Consider the following 17,495-nt stretch of genomic DNA (forward strand, 5'->3'; position numbering starts at 1 on the left):
TATTGCTCAATTTGAAGAACATGAAAAAGTATCTCTTATATATTGGCGCCACAGCACTGGTCTTTAGCAGCTTTTCCTGTGGTAAGGATTTCCTGGATAAATACCCTACAGATGCTATCTCTCCGGAAGTATTCTGGAAAACAGTGGAGGATGCCAAAGCGGCAAATATCGGTTGCTATTCTGCTTTATGGGATGTTACAGAAGAAGTGCTCCCGTACCTGGATGTATTAACGCCAAACGCATTTAGTAATTATCCATGGGAAGGATGGAAGAATATTTCTCTCAGTGCGCAAACTCCTTCCGATATGGGCGGGATGGCTGGTCTCTACGATGGCGCCTATGGCGGTATTTCGGCTACCAACAACTTCCTGTCAAATATTGATAAAGTCAATATGGACGAAACATTAAAAAATACGATGAAAGGAGAGGCCCATTTTCTCCGCGGATACTATTATTCCCTGTTGGCAAACTATTGGGGTGGCGTGGTAATGATCCTCGATCAGCCGGATCTTGAACAGGTAAATGCTACAAAAAGTACAAAAGAAGAAGTGTATGCCCAGGTGGAAAAAGACTTGCTGGAGGCGACCGGACTGCTGCCTGATACACCTGCCGACAAAGGTCGTGTTACCAAAGGTGCTGCATGGGGTTTACTTGCACGGGTATATCTTTACCAGGAAAAATGGAAGGATGCGGCGGATGCTGCCAAAAAAGTAATGGGAATGAATTTTTCGTTGTTCCCCAGCTACCGTGGCCTGTTCCTGGAAGCAAACGAAGATAACAGTGAAGTGATCTTTAACGTGGAATTCCTGCAACCAAAATATCCCACCAGCTGGGATATTTACCTGGGCATTTATAATCCGGTAAATTCCCCCGGATGGAGTTCTATCGAACCCACACAAGATCTCGTCAATGAATATGAAATGAAAGATGGCTCCCTCTATAACCCGGATGATGCGGTACAAAATCCCAAAAATCCAAATAATGCCAACAGGGATCCGCGTATGGACCAAACCATTTTCCGGAGAGGTGTGTCATACAATAGCGTACCTTATCCGGTAGATGCAGATGGATGGCCAGGGGTATACACTGGTTACAGTTTTAAAAAGTATACTGTGTATGACAACAATACCAGTTTGTCAAATGCAATTGGTGGCACCAGTCTTTCGCAAATCAATGGGATCGTTCTCCGCTATGCTGATATCCTGCTGATGTATGCAGAAGCGCAAAATGAAGTGGGTGGCCCTACGCAGGATGTATACGATGCCATCAATGCAGTACGTGCGAGACCCGGCGTAAATATGCCGGCGCTGCCAGCGGGATTGTCAAAGGAAGATATGCGTCAGCGAATCCGTCATGAGCGCCGCGTGGAATTTGCGGGAGAGGGATTGTATTACTCAGATGTGCGCAGATGGAAAATTGCAGAAACGGTATTGAACCGGTCGATCGTACTCAATGGCAGCCAGATGAAAGGTGCAGTGGAAAAACGTGTATTCAGAAAGGACAAAGATTATCTGATGCCTTTTCCGCAGGGCGATATTGACAATGCGCCCAATATGAAAGGACAACAGAATCCGGGTTACGAGCAATAGTTCACTGGTATATAAAAAAGGGGGCTGTATTCTTACAGTCCCCTTGAATCACTCCTTCTGGCAATAACTAATAAGATGTAAGCTTTCTCAATGGATTCTTAATAATGCTTACTGAATCCTCATTATTGCTTACAATAGCCAGCCCTTCATAAAATTGCCCGGCCTCGGTAAATTGTGGTGGTATGATCCATTTACCTTTTGTGTCAACATAACCCCATAAATCATCTTGTCTTACGGCCAGTAGCCCTTCGCTAAAATTGCCTTCAGTGCCGGTAATACGTTTACCTGCGGCATACAAAAGTAGTTTGCCTGTTTCTGTAAAATTGCTGTCCAATAAGTACAGGAAGCCCTCTTTGCTGTCGCCCGCCTTTCCACGTATGATGCCCCAAAGAGGCCCGCCACTGTAATCTGGTGGTAACCTGTCAAAACGGGGAGCTAACCTTATTGTACCTTTCTTATCCACTAATCCACAATGCCCATCTGCAAGAAACCTGGCGATACCTTTTTTAAATATTGTTACATCATTTATATTGCTGGCAATGGTAAACAAGGTATTACCTTTCTTATCAATTATTGCATGGTATTCATCTCCTTCGTTTTGGTTCCCTGATTTTTTTGTTCCTGTTACAACCGCCACACTATCTGAAAAATAAAAGGTATTGCTATACTGATAGGGGATCACCAGCCGGCCGGCCGTATCCGCAAATCCATGACGGAAATTATTATCTTTATCTGCCTGGAAAACTTCCAGCAGACCTTCTTTAAACATATAGGGCATACTGGTAGGTTCGGCTTTTATACTTTCCGCCGTAAATATTATTTTACCATTAGTATTGATACAGGCCCAGCCTTTGCCACCTGGGATCCACACAATGGCGCGTCCACAGGAAAAAGGTCTTGTGTCCTTAAATCCTGGTTCAATAACCAGTTTTCCTGTTTTATTAATATAACCATAGAGATCAGCACCCGCTGGTACTACCGATGCGAAGCCTTCACTAAACGGGGATGACAGATTATATTGGGCGGGTATTTTCCACTCACCTGCCGCATTGATAAAACCATATAGTCCATCTCTTTTTGTTTTTACGCTCAGGAGTCCCTCGCTCATAGGTTGTATCCGGCTAAACTGTCCCGGTGGGATGGCATATTCCATTTCCTGCGCGCACGAAGTAAAATAAAAAAAGCTGCTTATTAGCAGCGATACTATCTTAAATAGATTATTTTGGTTCATCAATTATTTCATTTTGATAATTTCTGCAAGCGTATATTGGTATTGACTTTTCATGACAATTAAAAGTAGTACAGTTTTACCGGCAGATAAATACCTGAAAGCAGGTATTTATTATGGCCCGTGTGATGGTTACTTTGAGATTTAAAACAGCGCCGGTATATAAACACTGCCTGCTTTTGCAAAGAATATGGAACAAATAAACATCAGGGAATACCTGCAAAAAGTGATGGATTTCGCGATTTACGGAAACACGAAGTGCATCATTACATTTGAGCACGCAACAGCTCCTCAGTACTGGTTACAGCTTACCTGGGATATGTTGAATGTATATTATCCTTTTACCAATGATCCCGTTATACAATTAAAGCAATGGGATCTGGATACGTTTGAAAAAGACGGCATGAGCCTGGTAGATTGGAAAGCAAGCGAGTACTGTACCTGGGAGCATGATCCGGAAAATCTGGACGCCCTGGCTGATTTCATTAAGCAGTATTTGAAAAAAGCACTTGGTAAAGATGATAGTGTTACATCCTGGAAAATTATTGAAGCATAACTATAGTTTTCCGGAAGCGCTGATGCATGAACCGGAAGCAAATTAAACTCAAGAAGACGTTATGAGAAAAATAAAGACGATTGCAGTTATCATTTTATTGTTACTAGGCAGAAGTACCTTTGCCCAAAGCTTTAGTCTTGAAAAGTTAAGGCAGATGAATAAAATGAGTATGGACGCTTTCAGGATAGAGATGGAGGATCAGCAGAAGTTTGTTTTGGCCAATAAAAGAATGCCGCCGGAGGAGCCGTATACATACCATGCTTATGAACTGAAAAAGGAGGGTGGAACATTAACTATGGAAAAAATATTGTATTCTGACAGGCCTAATACAATAACCTACAACACTATCTATAAAAAAGACCTGGAAACCGTTCAACAACAATTATTGAAAGAGGGGTATAAGGTGAAGTCGACCAGTAAAGTATTCGGTAACACGGTATATATTACAGACTATACGCTGAATGGAATGGAAGTGCAATTGGTTGTACCGATGGCCGGTAATGGTATGCGTTATGGCATTACCGTGCGTTAGCTTTAATAACATGTAACTTTATGCAGGATAAAAACGTTTAATGAAAAAATGCAACCCTATGAGATTTATCTACTGTATTTTAGCTGCAGCATTGTTAGTAGCAGCCTGTAAGAAAGACAGGAAGAAGCCAACCGCCTGTAATGTGGAAAACCCTGTGGCGAATTTACCCTGGCTGAAACATGCCATCGACAGCTTTGTATCGCTTAAGCAGGGCGGGAGTGTAACACTGGTCAGCTACAGGGGAGAGGATTACATCAATATCCAACAGAACATAATTTCCTGCTGGCCCTGTGGGTTGCATACCTGCGCCGGGAAGCGCTTATTTTATCCCGGCGACAGCGCATTGATCAGCGACATTACGAGGAATGGTGAGCCGAAGGTGATCCATACTTTTGGCGAGTAAGAAGGGGCTCCCAGCCCTGAAACCATTCATTTATTACCAGGAACTTTACCATTTCTTGCGCCTGCCAGTGACAGGAGTGCGGGTTGGAAAGCACCTGCTTCAGCCATGCCTGATCCCTGCGTATATCCTGCGTTATCTATACGGTTATCATGCACTCCCCATGCACTCCTCATGCCCTTCCAATGGACTTCCCATGCACTCCCCATACACTATGCCCCAACCATTTCCGGCAAAATGTGACAAAAAGCGGCAAAAGCGGCGGGTTTGTTTTTACGTCTGCCCGCCGGTAAAGAACTTCGCATAGTACCTGGTTGATCAACAGGCGCAGCTTGACAGGCATAGCTACCTAAATTGCCTTTCTTCTAACGAAAACACTTTACTATGAGCAAACAAGATGGATTGTTGCAATTTACTGGCCCACTCGAAAATTTATCATTTTATAAAACCAAACATGGTTACGTGGTCAGAAAAAGATCCGGTGTGCCGGGCGCCCGGGTGGCCACAGACCCTGCCTTCCAGCGCAGCAGGGAAAATAGTTGGGAATTTGGCAGGGCTGGCAGGGCCGGGAAACTGCTTCGCACCGCTTTCCGTAATATGATAAGGAACGCAGCTGATGGTGGCGTTACACCCCGCCTCCTCCGGGAATTCCTGAAGGTGATAAAGGCTGATGCGACCAGTGAGCGCGGATGGCGCAACGTGATGGATGGCGATATAAAGATCCTGGAGCATTTTGAATTCAATACGGAGCGCGTGATGAATACTTCTTTTTATGCACCTCTAACGGCCGCCATTGATCGTGATACCGGCAAGGGAACCATTGTAATACCACCTTTCCTGCCGGCAAAGGAGGTGCAGGCTCCCCGCGGCGCAACACATGTCATCATTACCTGCGGAGTGAGTGCGATTGATTTTGCCGGAGCGCGCTTTGAAAGCGACGAAGTAAGCAGTACCCCATTGCTGCTGGATAGCCGCTTTACCGCGCCGTTGACGCTTACCGCCAGCGTTTCTCCGCACAGCCCTTTCCCGTTGTTCCTGGCGCTTAGTATTGAGTTTGTGCAGATGGTAAACGAACGGCCGTACCGGTTGTTGGACGGGGCATACAGCTCCATGAAGATGATGGTGGTAGCTGCTCCAGGTTTAGAACGACTACTTCACCAGTAAAATGCTTCCTTTGAATTCAAATTTTTCTCCGTTTTCGCAGATGGTTTGCATGTAATAAATATAGCTTCCAAAAGCGGCCGCTGTATTGTTTATCCGGCCATCCCAGCCCGCGGAAGGTATATTGATCTGGAAATGTGTTTTTTCAAATACCAGTTTTCCCCAGCGATCATAGATGCGCAGGTATTCAATTTCTTTTACGCCTTTTCCCTTAGGATAAATGCGGTCGTTCTGACCATCCTGGTTGGGCGTAAATGCGTTGGGCATAAAAACGGCGGACTGGTTACACAGAACGTGTACGGTAACATCATCTGTTGCTTTGCAACCATAGCGGTTTTCCACTTCTACGGAATAGATGGTGGTAAGATTGGGAATCACCTGTATGCTGCCACAGCCAGGGCAATTGAGGTCCTGTTGCGGCGACCACTTATAGCTGACTACATCGTTACTTGCGGCGGCGGTCAAATGTACCGGAGTGCCCGCCGGAACATTCCTGTCGGGTCCTGTATTTACCGATGGGTGGGGCGCTACGGTTACCTGCAGGGATGATTTATCGGAGAAGCATCCTTTGCTGTCATAGCCTGTTACGGTGTAGGTATAGTTGCCTGTATTCGTTAAGGTAGCCGTGGTGGCATCTGCATTTGGATTTGCCAGGCCGCTGCCTTCCCATTTGTAATAGTCGGCCCCGGAAGCGTATAATGGCAGTACTGCGCCAAGGCACAGGGAGGTATCCGGTGTGGCCGTTACCTTAAAGGGTTGGATTACCTGCAGCGTTAATTGATCTGTGTTAACGCATCCATTGCTGTCTGTTACTTTCACGTGGTAGGTGGTATTGGTATCAGGACTTGCCGCAGGGCTGGCGGTCAGCGGGTTGCTAAGCCCTGTTACGGGTGTCCACTCATAACTGGTGCCTCCGGAAGCCTGTAGCACAGTGGTATTATGTAAACAGATAAATTCACTCAGTGAGGTGGCCTTTGCATTGGGTAAAGGCTGCACGTTGAGCAGGTGGTGGGCCGTATCTGTACATCCGTCTTTATTGGCAACAATAAGCGACACATCTACCGGACCAGGCTGAGAGAACACCTGTTGCGGAGGTTTACTGCCGGCAGGGGTTTGCCCGTTATGAAAGTTCCATTCCCAGGTGAGACCATTATCGTTGGCAGCACTGCCGGTGAAGCTGGCCGGCGATTCCACACACACTTTATCAGGTCCGGCAATGCTGGCTTCAGGCTTCGTATATACGTTTACGTTTGTAGTTACTGTTTGTTTACAACCATAGGCGGTAGTGGTAGTAAGACTAAAATCATACTTACCCGGTGCGGGGATAAAGAAAGACGGTGTGGCCGTAGTTTCATTGGAGGGCACCAATGTGGGATGGAAGTCCCACTGATAGGTAGCCGGCTTCCCTAATTGATCAATCGAAAAACTGTTGAATACAGGATTAAAAGTAACCGTTCCTTTACCGCAAAGGATAGCCGGCGTGGGTGATAACTGCACATCAAGTTTATCAATAACAATCGGGTTGCGCAGCAGTGCGCTGCCCCTGCAACCGGCTGCATCAGTGAGGAGCAGCCTCGGCTGATAAATGCCTGGCGTTTTAAAAACATGCGTCACCACCTGGTCGTTGGTATGAAGGATAATACCATCTGTAAAATCCCAGCTGAAATCCTGTGTACCCTTGCTAACCACGTTAAACCGGATCTCCTTTTCCAGGCAGCCGCCGTCAGAACTGGCTATTATAGCGGCATAGGGGCCTTTAACTTCTATGGTATCAATGTATTGATCTGTTACACCGGCTTCACCCCGGGCGGTTAGTATCACTTCATAACGTCCGGGTTCCGTATAGGTATGAATGGGATCCGCTTCTGTAGAAGTGGTGCCATCACCAAAACTCCAATGGCTGGAAATATAGCTGAGGGAAGTATTGGTAAAGAAGAAGATCATAGGTGCGCAACTGCCGCCATTCGCAAAAATAGCGCTATGGGTAAAGGCTGCACCAACAGCAGACACTCTTACCTGTTTCCTGGCACTGTCTTCACAACCATTGTTATCCTTCACGCGCAGTACTACCTGGTGGGTTCCCGACAGCGTGTAGTTGTTTACCACTGTTCCGGTGGCGGCAGAAGTATGCCCGTCTCCAAAGCTCCAGTTTACACTGGTAATAGTGCCACCGGTTTCATTGGATTTGTTATAGAAGAATACATCTGTACCTGGTTTTACAAGATAACTGCTGGCGTCGAATACAGCGTGGGGGCCTTTTACCTGGAGGGTGTTGTCATAACCATAGCTTACACAACCCTCTTTATCTGTTACCTTCAGCATCGGGTTGTAATTGCCCGGCTGCCCGTAGGTATGTACGAAGGGTCCTTTTGTAAAAGTTGCTACCGGGGTGCCATCGCCAAAATCCCATTGCCATTGACTGATACCTGCACTGTATTTCGTAGTGGTAACATCCGTGAAAGTGAGTTCGGTGCCGGCGCATTTTGCGGCCGGCAGTTTAAACCCGGCAACAGGTCCGCGAACGTTTACGGGTATAATGTTACTGAGGTCTATACAGCCCTGCAGGTTTTCGGCTGATAATTGTATCAGTTTTTTACCTGGAGGAAGATCTTTGTAGATGAATGTTTGCTGGTTGTCGGGATCGCTCTGGTCGATGCCATCCGCCAGCCATTTGTAGCCTGACGCTTTATATATAGCAGGGTTGTAGCTGGTAATAGCCGCATTCAGCAACTCATTGCTGCATAAAGTAGTTTTATCTGTGCTGATAACTACGGGAGATGGCGCGATCACGGTTACCATCAATCCTTCATGCGTGGTACAGTGACTGTCTTTCGTCGTCAGCACTACCTGGTAAGTACCGCTGCCCGGGTAAACGTGTGTTAAAGTAGCCGTAGCCTTACGATAGGCCGTATCGGTACCGTCGCCCCAATCCCATTCCCAGGATTCCGCTCCTAAAGAATGATCCTCGAAAACGATGGCGGTGCGCTTGTCACAATCCACCGGCCGTATCGCATACCGTGGGAATGGATTGGTAGCAGTAATGTATTCCTTTTTCGCAATAGTATCATAGCAGGTGTGATTACCCACTACCAGCTGCACATCATACGTTCCGGGGCGTTGATAGCTATGCGTGGTGTTTTTGCCGGCGCCGGCTGCTCCGTCTCCAAAGTCCCAGCGCCAGCTGTCGCCAATATCTGACTGGTCTTTAAATGCAGCGGGATTATTACCGCATATTTTCGGCGCATCTGGTGAAACGAAATCAGGAACCGGTTTCTTATATACTTCTACCTTATTCACGGTCTGTACCTTTCCCGTGCAGCCATTGACGGTAGTATAGGTTAAGTAAACTGTATAGATGCCTGCATTATTGTATTGATGGGCAGGAGTTGCCAATGCCGATGCGGGACTGCCGTCGCCAAAATCCCACAGGTAGGTTTTAATGACGTCTGCATTGTTGGTAGCGGCGCTGAAGCTGGCCGTTAGTCCTTCGCAACCGCTGTTGTCTTTTGCTGTTGCGGTTATTTTTACCGGAGATATATCGAAGCTGCTGCTGGTGGTAGCCATACAGCCATCTTTGCTGGTGGTTAGCAATGTAGCGGTGTAGTTGCCCTCTGCAGCATAGGTATGTGCGGGGTGTTGCGTGGTAGCGGTTTGCCCGTCGCCAAAATCCCATTTCCAGGCAGCGGCCGCAGGGGCGTTATCGGTGAACGTGGCGGTAGCCGGCAGGTTGCAGAAAAGGGGAACGGTTACAGCGATGTTGGCAGCTGGTGATGGTTTAACATCCAGTGTTTTTTCTGCTACATCCACACATTTGCCGTAGGTAGCGGTTAGTTTAACATGTAACGGACCGGTAGCAGGCGGGGTGTAGGTGGTAGTATTATCCGGGTTATTTAAAGCCGGTTGACCGTTGATCTCCCAGGCTACACTGAGCTGACCGGTAGTAGCAAATACACCGCTGTAAATGCCCGGCGTATTGGAACAAACGGGAGATGGAAAGGTGAAGTCGGTAGTATAGGCGGCTACGTTAATATCGGCTGCTTTTTTAACCGAGCTGCAATGCAGTTCGTTGGTCACCGTCAGTGTAACCGAATGAAGGCCCTTGCTGGTAAAAGTATGTGTGCCGGGATCTTTTAAAGAAGAGGTGCTTCCGTCGTCAAAAGTCCAGTTATAGGCCAGTTGGCCGGGACCAGTGGAGGTATTGGTGAGCTGCACAATGGCGGGTGCGCTGCAGAATATTTTATCGGCGACCGTAAAACCGGCCACAATAGGAGGGGATGCCCTTACCAGCGTATCTACCAATTTAAAGCTGGTGCATTGATAGCTGTTGGTAACGATGAGTGTTACGGGATATTTTCCTGCCTGCTGATAAGTATGTGTGCTGGTGCTGCCGGTGCCGGTAGTTCCATCTCCGTAGTCCCAGGTATAAGTGAGCAGGGTGCCGCTTACCGGGTCTGATTTATCGGTGAAGGTGGTTTGCAAAGGCGCGCAGCCGGTTACATTGGTAGCCGTGAAGTCCACTTTGGGCTTAGATCTTACTGTAATAAATCCTGTTTTGGTGATGGTAGAAGATTGTCCGGCTGCATCTTTCACGGTGAGGGACACGGTGTACACACCCGGTTTGACATAGGTAGCCCCTGGGTGCTGTTCAGTAGAGGTATAACCGTTACCAAAGTCCCATTGCCAGGATACAGGCTGGCCTGTCGATTTATCACTAAATGTTGTTAGTAGCAGTTCGCAATCGCTGGTTGATGAAGCATTGAAGTCTGCTTTGATTTGTGCCTTTACTCCCGAAAAAATAAAACAATCCGCTAATAGCAATAAAAGTAGTGATGGACCCAATTTAAGCTTTGCCAGGCTAAAAAGGTGCATTCATAGATATGTTATGTACCCTGAAATTACGGTATTAACAGCAATGTACCATAATGTTTTAAAGTTATTTTATCTTCATAAATATATGCACAAGAGCTACCGTATATCTTCCCTGGGCGACCGGGCTGTTATTATCGAATGGGAACAACAGATCGGCGGGGATATTCATGGCCAGGTGATGCAGGCGTTCCGGCGGCTACGGGAGCTGCATCTGCCTTACATCCTGGATCTCATTCCGGCCTATGCCTCGCTGACGGTGGTATATGATGCGGTGGTGCTGTATCGTCAACAGCATAGTTACGCCGGTGAAAAGATCCGGGAATTGATTGCGGCAACGCTGGACGGGGCAGCGGAAATCACTGCCAGCCCGCCACCCCGCCTGTTGGAGATCCCTGTATGTTATCATCCTTCCCTCGGACCTGACCTGCATGCGATGGCGGAGAGCAAAAAAGTTTCCCCGGAGCATGTCATCGAACTGCATACGGAACAAACCTATACGGTGTATATGCTGGGATTTCTGCCCGGCTTTCCCTACATGGGTAGCGTTCACGACTTGCTGGTTACGCCCCGGTTAAAGCAGCCCCGGCTCAGGGTACCGGCAGGAAGTGTAGGTATTGCCGGTGTGCAAACCGGTATTTATCCGCAGGAATCGCCGGGGGGCTGGAATATTATTGGTCGTACCCCTTTGCGGTTATTTGACGCCGCTGCGGAAACCCCTTGTTATTGCGAACCTGGCGACCAGGTGAAGTTTATGCCGGTATCACTGGAAGATTTCCGGGAGATGACCCATTATATTTGACACATTAAGACCAGAAAACATTGATACAGGTAATACAACAAGGATTGCTGGATACCATCCAGGATGCAGGGCGGTACGGTTATCAGCACCTGGGCATTAACCCGGGCGGGGCTATGGATCGCGTTGCACTGGCGGTTGCCAACAGCCTGGTGGGGAACGACATTACCGAAGCGGCTATTGAACTGCACTTTCCGGCATCTGCTTTCCTGTTTGATACAGAAGCCATGATCGCCTTATCCGGCGCTGATTTCGGCGCAATCGTCAATGGCAGGCCCCTCGATATTAACCGGCCGGTGCTGGTCAGCAAACAAGCGGTGTTGCGTTTTAACAAGCCTGTTTCCGGTGCGCGGTGCTATCTGGCAGTACGGGGAGGATTGGCATTGACGCCCTGGCTGGGAAGCTACAGCACCCATTTAAAGGCAGGCGCCGGCGGGTTTGATGGCCGGCCGCTGAAAAAAAATGACCGCCTCCACCTGCGGCCGGGCAATATTTCCCCGTCGTGGTTCCAGGGCAAAGAGTTTGTAGCATTGCCATGGACCGCTGATGTAAGCCATCTTTATACCAAAAACGGCATTATACATGCATTGCCGGGCACTCAATGGAACCTGTTATCCGAGAATACCCGTCAGCAATTTACCAACGCCGCCTTCACCTTAACAGAACAAAGCGACCGGATGGGGTTCCGGTTAAGCGGACCGGCACTGGCTACTGAGCCGCTGGAGGAACAGCTATCTGCCGGTACCACCAGGGGCACCATCCAGTTATTGCCGGACGGGCAACTCATTATACTGATGGCCGACCATCAAACCACCGGTGGATATGGGCGGCTGGCGCACGTGATAACCGCGGATATGCCTTCCCTTTCGCAACGCATGCCATACCAGGAGATTCATTTCAGCATGACGGAGGAAAAAAAGGCGTTGGCCTTGTTGTGGAAACAGGAGCAGGACTTGCTCTTTCTTCAAAATGCCTGTAAATTACGACTGGAGGAGTGGTTGCAACAGCAGCCTGTTTAATCATCATCACTATGCACTATATAGATCTCAACTGCGACATGGGAGAGGGTTTGGACAACGATGCCGCTATTATGCCTTTTATCAGCAGCGCCAATATTGCCTGCGGCTACCACGCCGGCAATCATGATACGATGCTGCGAACGGCAACGCTGGCGCTTGAACATAACGTGGCTATTGGCGCCCACCCGGGGTTTGCAGATAAAGAGCATTTCGGCAGAACAGAACAGCAGCTTTCAGATCATGCATTGTATGAATTGGTTACCACGCAACTGTATGCCATGCAACTGGTTTGCAAATCGCTCGACACCACTATGCGGCATGTAAAGCCGCATGGCGCATTGTATAACATGGCGGCTAAGTCTCCAGCTATGGCACGCGTGATTGTTAAAGCAGTGAAAGATGTGGACTCCCGGCTTTGTTTTTTCGGTCTTAGTAACAGCTGGCTTATTACCGCCGCCAGGGAGGCCGGACTTAAAACAGCCAGCGAAGTATTTGCCGACAGGACCTACCAGGACGACGGTTCACTCACTCCCCGCACACAGCCCAACGCGCTTATTGAAAAAGAGGAGCAGGTAATAGCCCAGGTATTGCAGATGGTCGCTGACCAAAAGGTAACTACCGTTAACGGGCATACGATTCCGATGACGGCTGAAACCATCTGTATTCACGGCGATGGCGCACATGCTGTCGAATTTGCGCGCACCATTCATGCTGCATTACATCATCATCAATTAACTATACAACGGCCTTGAGTAAACAAAAATCTTCCGTGCTGCTTGGCGCAGCCTTTCTCATGGCTACTTCCGCCATTGGTCCCGGTTTTCTGACACAAACAACGGTATTTACGCAGCAACTGGCGGCGTCTTTCGGATTTGTAATATTGATATCGGTGTTGCTCGACATCGGTGCGCAACTGAATATCTGGCGTATCCTCACTGTTTCCGGGTACCGCGCGCAGGATCTTGCCAACGCGCTGTTGCCAGGGCTGGGATATGTACTGGCGGCTTTGGTGGTAACAGGCGGACTTGCCTTTAACATTGCCAACATAGGCGGCTGTGGATTGGGGTTACAGGTACTCACCGGTATGGATACTGTTTATGGTGCGTTGCTGAGTTGTGGTATCGCGCTGTTTATTTTCTGGATGAAGGAGGCCGGCAATGTGCTGGATCAGTTTACGCGCTGGCTCGGCATCCTGATGGTGCTGCTTACCTTGTACGTAGCCATCAGTTCCCATCCGCCAATGGTGGAGGCGGTGCGGCAAAGTGTATGGCCCGCAGTAATTAATACCAAAGCCATTGTTACGCTTGTGGGTGGAACCGTTGGCGGTTACATTAGTTTTGCCGGCGCACACCGGCTGCTGGACGCTGGCGTCAGCGGAACATCACAGGTACGGTTTGTTAACCGCAGTGCCGTAAGCGGCATTGTTATTACCGCTGTTATGCGCGTCTTATTGTTCCTGGCGGCATTGGGTATTATCACACAGGGCGCGGTGTTCGACAGTGGTAATCCTCCGGCGTCTGTATTCCGGATCGCGGCAGGGGAGATCGGTTACCGTTTCTTTGGTATCGTAATGTGGAGCGCTGCTATTACTTCTGTGGTAGGCGCGGCTTATACTTCTGTTTCTTTTCTGAAAACATTTCATCCTTTTATTGCGGCGAATGAGCGTTGGTTTATCAGCGTTTTTATACTTTTTTCCACTGTTGTTTTTGTAATAGCCGGCAACCCTGTGCAGCTGTTGCTGATGGCAGGCGCGCTTAACGGTCTTATATTGCCGGTGGCGCTTGCGGTGGTATTGGTGGCGGCAGGCAGCGCAAGGTTATTGCAACATTACCGGCATCCTGTATGGATGCAGCTGGCAGGGTGGCTGGTGGTCCTTGTTATGGGGTATCTTGGCGGGGTTACGATTGCGGATTGGGTGAAGTAGATAAGTTGACAAGAGGCTTGAATTTATGCAATGAGGTGTATAATTTGAAAAGTATTAAAAGAGATTTGAACATTCGCAAAATTGCACTATTTTGTATTGTGCTTTCTTTATACCATATTTGAAACATTTATGAAAATTCGTTCCTTACCGTTCGAAATATACCTGGAAAAGTAAAGTGTTACCCGTAAGAGTTATAACCCGGATTTTCCCGTTTTTTGAGGTATACCTGTTTGGTTTGATAAGTTACTGTGCGATGTTATACCCATTCTGTGCCTTGATTTCACAATGTTTTACCCGGACAAGAAATTAAATGTTAATGCTTTTAATATAATGTAATTTAATCCCTATGACCAGAGTTTTCCTCAGTTTTTTGATTTTGTTATGTGCATGGTTTCCTGTAAAAGCCCAAACAGATACATTCAGTACATTGAATTTCCCAAACGCTTACGCCAATACGATCACTACCGGGTTATACAGCGGCAATTTCAGGTCCGGGTTTATTTACCAAAGCAGCGCCTCCATCAATTTTGGCATGACCGGTTTAAAGACTACCAATTTCAGATTTCGCTGGCTCGCTCATGATAATGGTGCAATAGATTATGCAACCGATACAGACCAGGTGATGTTTTTGGATGGCAATGGCAACCTGAATCTGAAAGGGACATTCACCAGCAATGGTAATGTTGGAATTGGAATGGCGCCTATCGCAGACAAGCTGGCGATAGATATGGGCGCCACGAGAGGAGGCGTAAACTTTTTGAGCGATGGAGACGCCAACGCTTATATGGATTTAAAATTCACTGTAAAAACTACCACCGGTATTGCAACTGGTAAACCCTTTCTCTGGGAAGCGTCTTTAAGGAAGGATGGTTACTTTAGCGGAGATGCTACCGGGCCTACACTGGAATTTTACGCAGTGAGGCAAGGTTCGGGGTATTATGCGCCGTTATTGTTCAAATCCAATGGAGATATTATCCTGGCCGGCGCTCAGAACGCCACTAACGGAAATGTAGGCATCGGCACCACTGATACGAAGGGATACAAACTGGCAGTGAATGGCGACGCTATTTTTACCAGGATAAAAGTGAAGGCCTATACTGCCTGGCCTGATTTTGTGTTTGCACCGGATTATGATTTACCGGCTTTGTCTGACGTAGATGCCTTTATTAAACAACATAAACATTTGCCGGATATGCCTTCAGAAAAAGAGGTAAAAGAGCAGGGGCAGGATTTGGGTGAGATGAATAGGAAACTACTGCAGAAGGTAGAGGAGTTGACTTTGTATATTCTTAAACAGGATGCACAGCTAAAACGGCATGAACAGGAGATTCTGAAATTAAAATCGGCTGTTGAAAAGCGTTAGTTGAAAAGGCAGCAATTAAAGCCAGGTAATCGTTTAGAGATACCCGGCTTTAACCAGTTTTTTTACACCCTGTATTGTCTAATCAGCCTTTCCATTTGTCCGCTTCACCTCAAATTACCTGGACTATTCCTTCTTCCTGTTACAACTTTGTGTCATTGATAACATAAACCAAATTCTCATGACACAGAAAACTGTAACAACAATTTATTGGATAGGAACCGTGCTCACTTCGTTGTGGTTTGGAGCAAGCGGATTTTTTGAAATCACCGGAAATCCAATTGTATGGGGAATAACGCAGCAATTGGGATACCCCTCACATTTTATATACCTGCTTGGTATTTTCAAGCTGTCCGGTGTAGCCGTTCTTTTAACTCCTGGTAAGCTGCTCCGGTTAAAGGAATGGGTGTTCGCCGGGATCTTTTTTGATATCGTCTTTGCCTTTGCATCAAAACTAAGCGTACTTGGGTTACCGGCAACCGTAGACGCTGTTGTGGCGTTTGTGATGGTAAGTGTAACTTATACAATGTTCCGGAAGATGTATCCGGGTTTAAATGCGGAGTTTTCAAAACGGACGGGCTTTGCCAATGAGATGTAAAAATTTGAAACCATTTGCATAAAAAAAGCGGGTGTCTCAAAAGTAATTTTGAGACACCCGCTTTTTTTCTAAATGAAAATTGATAAATTAGCATGCTGTTGTCGCTTAGTTGACCTATTCTGCGCCGAAAAAGGAGTATCTGTATGGAGAAAATGAATCCCACCATGAAAGTTTTATTAGCCATTATGGTGATGGCACAAGCTATTTTAGGAACTATTTTATATAGAAATTTTACCCGGTTTAAAGCTGAAATGCATAGTATTCATGAAAATAAGCTGTCAGGTATTATTACCGCCTATGAATTTCAGGGAAGAGATTCTTATGATCTGACAATTGTTGATAAAGGCGTTTCGAAAGTAATACCTTGCCCAGCCTTTGGAACGTCTATTAAATCTATTAAAATCGGGGACTCCATTTATAAGGCATCGTTTTCAGACTCCGCCTATATTTTCAGGAAGGAAAGCAACGGCGAATACCGGTTTAATATGGCGGTGACAATCAGCTTTTAAAACAGCAGGTATAAGTGTTTAAAAACAAGAGGGCGTCTCAATTATTTTTGAGACGCCCTTGTTTCTTTTGAATGAGCGTAATTACAGGGAAGCACGCGTGACCGCTTCAATAGCTCCTGTTCCTGAATGTTGGATCATACCAATCAGTTCCCACTCCTGTGTATTAAAATCGCCGGATAAATTAACCTGCACAGTGCCCTGCCTGGCTCCGAGGCCGAATGAGTGAAGGTCCCGTACTATCTGCACATGAGAAAGCACGCGGCCTTCGTTTTCTCCCCTGGTTACTTTACTGACAGCATGTTTTTGCACTACGGCGACCAGCAGGCGGCTGTTGGCGGCATTGTCTGTAAATTCGTAAGCAAGACTTGCCTTGCCGGATTGCAGTTGCCCTTTTATAGTCAGGGTTTGTTCAGCAGCGCTGGCCAACGCGTCGCCTACTGCGTTAGTTACTGCGGCTTCATCTGATCCTATGCAGGATGATTTGCCATTCACCACCAGCTGCGGCGTGTATACCTGGCTGTTTAGCTGTTCACTGTATTGATATTGCCGCTTTGAATACCGGGAATCGCTGAATACATCTTTCCAGCCAAGCCGGTTCCAGTAATCCACATGGTAGGCCAGCATATAGATAGGCTTATTTCCGGCTTCCTCCTGGATACGGGCTAACAGGGCATCAGCAGGTGGACAACTGGAGCATCCCTCCGAGGTGAACAACTCCAGCACGGCAAAGCCGTTGCCGGCCGGAGCTGTTTTTTTGTGAGTAGTATTCCTGTTTGCACATACCGCGGAAACCAGTGTGAGTGCCATTGCGGCGCCTAGCGCCGACATCATTATTGTTTTCATCTTTTGAATTTTTATTTTATTCAAAAGTACCGGCCGCTGATGGCTTAAGTAAGCAAAAAAGCTACCAGGTGGACATTTTCGGCTTTCAACCGGGAACATATGGCCGGGAGA

General features: G+C 47.3%; 16 protein-coding genes. 12 read left to right on the forward strand and 4 right to left on the reverse strand.

Annotation, left to right across the window (positions count from 1 at the left end; genetic code table 11):
- The first annotated feature begins 20 nt into the window (after window positions 1–20).
- The gene (locus tag AB6805_RS14135) at window positions 21–1,589 is read left to right on the forward strand and encodes a RagB/SusD family nutrient uptake outer membrane protein (protein WP_370910072.1); all 1,569 of its coding nucleotides are present in this window, start codon (window positions 21–23) and stop codon (window positions 1,587–1,589) included.
- Window positions 1,590–1,656: 67 nt separating this feature from the next.
- Here AB6805_RS14135 and AB6805_RS14140 read toward each other — a convergent pair whose 3' ends face one another.
- Window positions 1,657–2,742 (reverse strand): WG repeat-containing protein, encoded by a 1,086-nt coding sequence (locus AB6805_RS14140; RefSeq protein ID WP_370910073.1) that lies wholly within the window; start codon window positions 2,740–2,742, stop codon window positions 1,657–1,659.
- Window positions 2,743–3,007: 265 nt separating this feature from the next.
- Here AB6805_RS14140 and AB6805_RS14145 point away from each other — a divergent pair, with 265 nt between their 5' ends.
- The 3 genes from AB6805_RS14145 (at window position 3,008) to AB6805_RS14155 (ending at window position 4,308) form a co-directional block, all read left to right on the forward strand.
- The gene (locus tag AB6805_RS14145) at window positions 3,008–3,373 is read left to right on the forward strand and encodes a hypothetical protein (RefSeq protein ID WP_370910074.1); all 366 of its coding nucleotides are present in this window, start codon (window positions 3,008–3,010) and stop codon (window positions 3,371–3,373) included.
- A 61-nt stretch (window positions 3,374–3,434) separates the two neighbouring features.
- Window positions 3,435–3,905, forward strand: coding sequence for a hypothetical protein (locus AB6805_RS14150; RefSeq protein ID WP_370910075.1), 471 nt, complete (start codon window positions 3,435–3,437; stop codon window positions 3,903–3,905).
- A 58-nt stretch (window positions 3,906–3,963) separates the two neighbouring features.
- Entirely contained in the window at window positions 3,964–4,308 is a 345-nt protein-coding gene (locus AB6805_RS14155; protein WP_370910076.1) for a hypothetical protein, read from the forward strand.
- Between the two features lie 26 nt (window positions 4,309–4,334).
- Here AB6805_RS14155 and AB6805_RS14160 read toward each other — a convergent pair whose 3' ends face one another.
- Window positions 4,335–4,514 (reverse strand): hypothetical protein, encoded by a 180-nt coding sequence (locus tag AB6805_RS14160; protein ID WP_370910077.1) that lies wholly within the window; start codon window positions 4,512–4,514, stop codon window positions 4,335–4,337.
- Between the two features lie 175 nt (window positions 4,515–4,689).
- Between AB6805_RS14160 and AB6805_RS14165 the strand changes: the two genes are divergently transcribed.
- The gene (locus tag AB6805_RS14165; protein WP_370910078.1) at window positions 4,690–5,469 is read left to right on the forward strand and encodes a hypothetical protein; all 780 of its coding nucleotides are present in this window, start codon (window positions 4,690–4,692) and stop codon (window positions 5,467–5,469) included.
- Here AB6805_RS14165 and AB6805_RS14170 read toward each other — a convergent pair.
- Window positions 5,455–10,335: a PKD domain-containing protein gene (locus tag AB6805_RS14170; RefSeq protein WP_370910079.1), complete on the reverse strand. Its 4,881-nt coding sequence runs from the start codon at window positions 10,333–10,335 to the stop codon at window positions 5,455–5,457. The genes AB6805_RS14165 and AB6805_RS14170 overlap by 15 nt on opposite strands.
- A gap of 85 nt (window positions 10,336–10,420) precedes the next feature.
- On the opposite strand from AB6805_RS14170, the gene pxpB reads away from it, so the two are divergent.
- The 7 genes from pxpB (at window position 10,421) to AB6805_RS14205 (ending at window position 16,541) form a co-directional block, all read left to right on the forward strand.
- Entirely contained in the window at window positions 10,421–11,134 is a 714-nt protein-coding gene (gene pxpB / locus AB6805_RS14175) for a 5-oxoprolinase subunit PxpB (RefSeq protein WP_370910080.1), read from the forward strand.
- Window positions 11,135–11,154: 20 nt separating this feature from the next.
- Window positions 11,155–12,150 carry a biotin-dependent carboxyltransferase family protein gene (locus tag AB6805_RS14180; RefSeq protein WP_370910081.1) on the forward strand — a complete coding sequence of 332 codons (996 nt, stop codon included), beginning with the start codon at window positions 11,155–11,157 and terminating at the stop codon, window positions 12,148–12,150.
- 11 nt (window positions 12,151–12,161) lie between these two features.
- Window positions 12,162–12,902, forward strand: coding sequence for a 5-oxoprolinase subunit PxpA (locus tag AB6805_RS14185; protein WP_370910082.1), 741 nt, complete (start codon window positions 12,162–12,164; stop codon window positions 12,900–12,902).
- Complete coding sequence (locus AB6805_RS14190; RefSeq protein ID WP_370910083.1) at window positions 12,899–14,074, forward strand: NRAMP family divalent metal transporter; 1,176 nt, start codon at window positions 12,899–12,901, stop codon at window positions 14,072–14,074. The genes AB6805_RS14185 and AB6805_RS14190 overlap by 4 nt, the downstream gene beginning before the upstream one ends.
- Before the next feature lie 346 nt (window positions 14,075–14,420).
- Window positions 14,421–15,437, forward strand: a complete 1,017-nt coding sequence (locus AB6805_RS14195; protein ID WP_370910084.1) for a hypothetical protein — start codon at window positions 14,421–14,423, stop codon at window positions 15,435–15,437.
- Between the two features lie 178 nt (window positions 15,438–15,615).
- Window positions 15,616–16,032 (forward strand): DoxX family protein, encoded by a 417-nt coding sequence (locus AB6805_RS14200; protein ID WP_370910085.1) that lies wholly within the window; start codon window positions 15,616–15,618, stop codon window positions 16,030–16,032.
- A gap of 143 nt (window positions 16,033–16,175) precedes the next feature.
- A complete protein-coding gene (locus AB6805_RS14205) occupies window positions 16,176–16,541 on the forward strand; it encodes a hypothetical protein (protein WP_370910086.1) in 366 nt (121 codons plus the stop codon).
- Window positions 16,542–16,622: 81 nt separating this feature from the next.
- On the opposite strand, the gene AB6805_RS14210 is transcribed toward AB6805_RS14205, so the two are convergent.
- Window positions 16,623–17,384 (reverse strand): DUF1223 domain-containing protein, encoded by a 762-nt coding sequence (locus AB6805_RS14210; protein WP_370910087.1) that lies wholly within the window; start codon window positions 17,382–17,384, stop codon window positions 16,623–16,625.
- Window positions 17,385–17,495: the final 111 nt, after the last annotated feature.

Origin of the sequence: Chitinophaga sp. RCC_12, from assembly GCF_041360695.1 — a bacterium.
Taxonomy (GTDB): Bacteria; Bacteroidota; Bacteroidia; order Chitinophagales; family Chitinophagaceae; genus Chitinophaga.

Excerpts from the sequence above, each read along its gene's own strand:
- AB6805_RS14135 (WP_370910072.1), top strand. The coding sequence starts at position 21 with ATGAAAAAGTATCTCTTATATATTGGCGCCACAGCACTGGTCTTTAGC.
- AB6805_RS14140 (WP_370910073.1), bottom strand. The coding sequence starts at position 2,742 with ATGGAATATGCCATCCCACCGGGACAGTTTAGCCGGATACAACCTATG.
- AB6805_RS14145 (WP_370910074.1), top strand. The coding sequence starts at position 3,008 with ATGGAACAAATAAACATCAGGGAATACCTGCAAAAAGTGATGGATTTC.
- AB6805_RS14150 (WP_370910075.1), top strand. The coding sequence starts at position 3,435 with ATGAGAAAAATAAAGACGATTGCAGTTATCATTTTATTGTTACTAGGC.
- AB6805_RS14155 (WP_370910076.1), top strand. The coding sequence starts at position 3,964 with ATGAGATTTATCTACTGTATTTTAGCTGCAGCATTGTTAGTAGCAGCC.
- AB6805_RS14160 (WP_370910077.1), bottom strand. The coding sequence starts at position 4,514 with ATGGGGAGTGCATGGGAAGTCCATTGGAAGGGCATGAGGAGTGCATGG.
- AB6805_RS14165 (WP_370910078.1), top strand. The coding sequence starts at position 4,690 with ATGAGCAAACAAGATGGATTGTTGCAATTTACTGGCCCACTCGAAAAT.
- AB6805_RS14170 (WP_370910079.1), bottom strand. The coding sequence starts at position 10,335 with ATGCACCTTTTTAGCCTGGCAAAGCTTAAATTGGGTCCATCACTACTT.
- pxpB (WP_370910080.1), top strand. The coding sequence starts at position 10,421 with ATGCACAAGAGCTACCGTATATCTTCCCTGGGCGACCGGGCTGTTATT.
- AB6805_RS14185 (WP_370910082.1), top strand. The coding sequence starts at position 12,162 with ATGCACTATATAGATCTCAACTGCGACATGGGAGAGGGTTTGGACAAC.
- AB6805_RS14195 (WP_370910084.1), top strand. The coding sequence starts at position 14,421 with ATGACCAGAGTTTTCCTCAGTTTTTTGATTTTGTTATGTGCATGGTTT.
- AB6805_RS14200 (WP_370910085.1), top strand. The coding sequence starts at position 15,616 with ATGACACAGAAAACTGTAACAACAATTTATTGGATAGGAACCGTGCTC.
- AB6805_RS14205 (WP_370910086.1), top strand. The coding sequence starts at position 16,176 with ATGGAGAAAATGAATCCCACCATGAAAGTTTTATTAGCCATTATGGTG.
- AB6805_RS14210 (WP_370910087.1), bottom strand. The coding sequence starts at position 17,384 with ATGAAAACAATAATGATGTCGGCGCTAGGCGCCGCAATGGCACTCACA.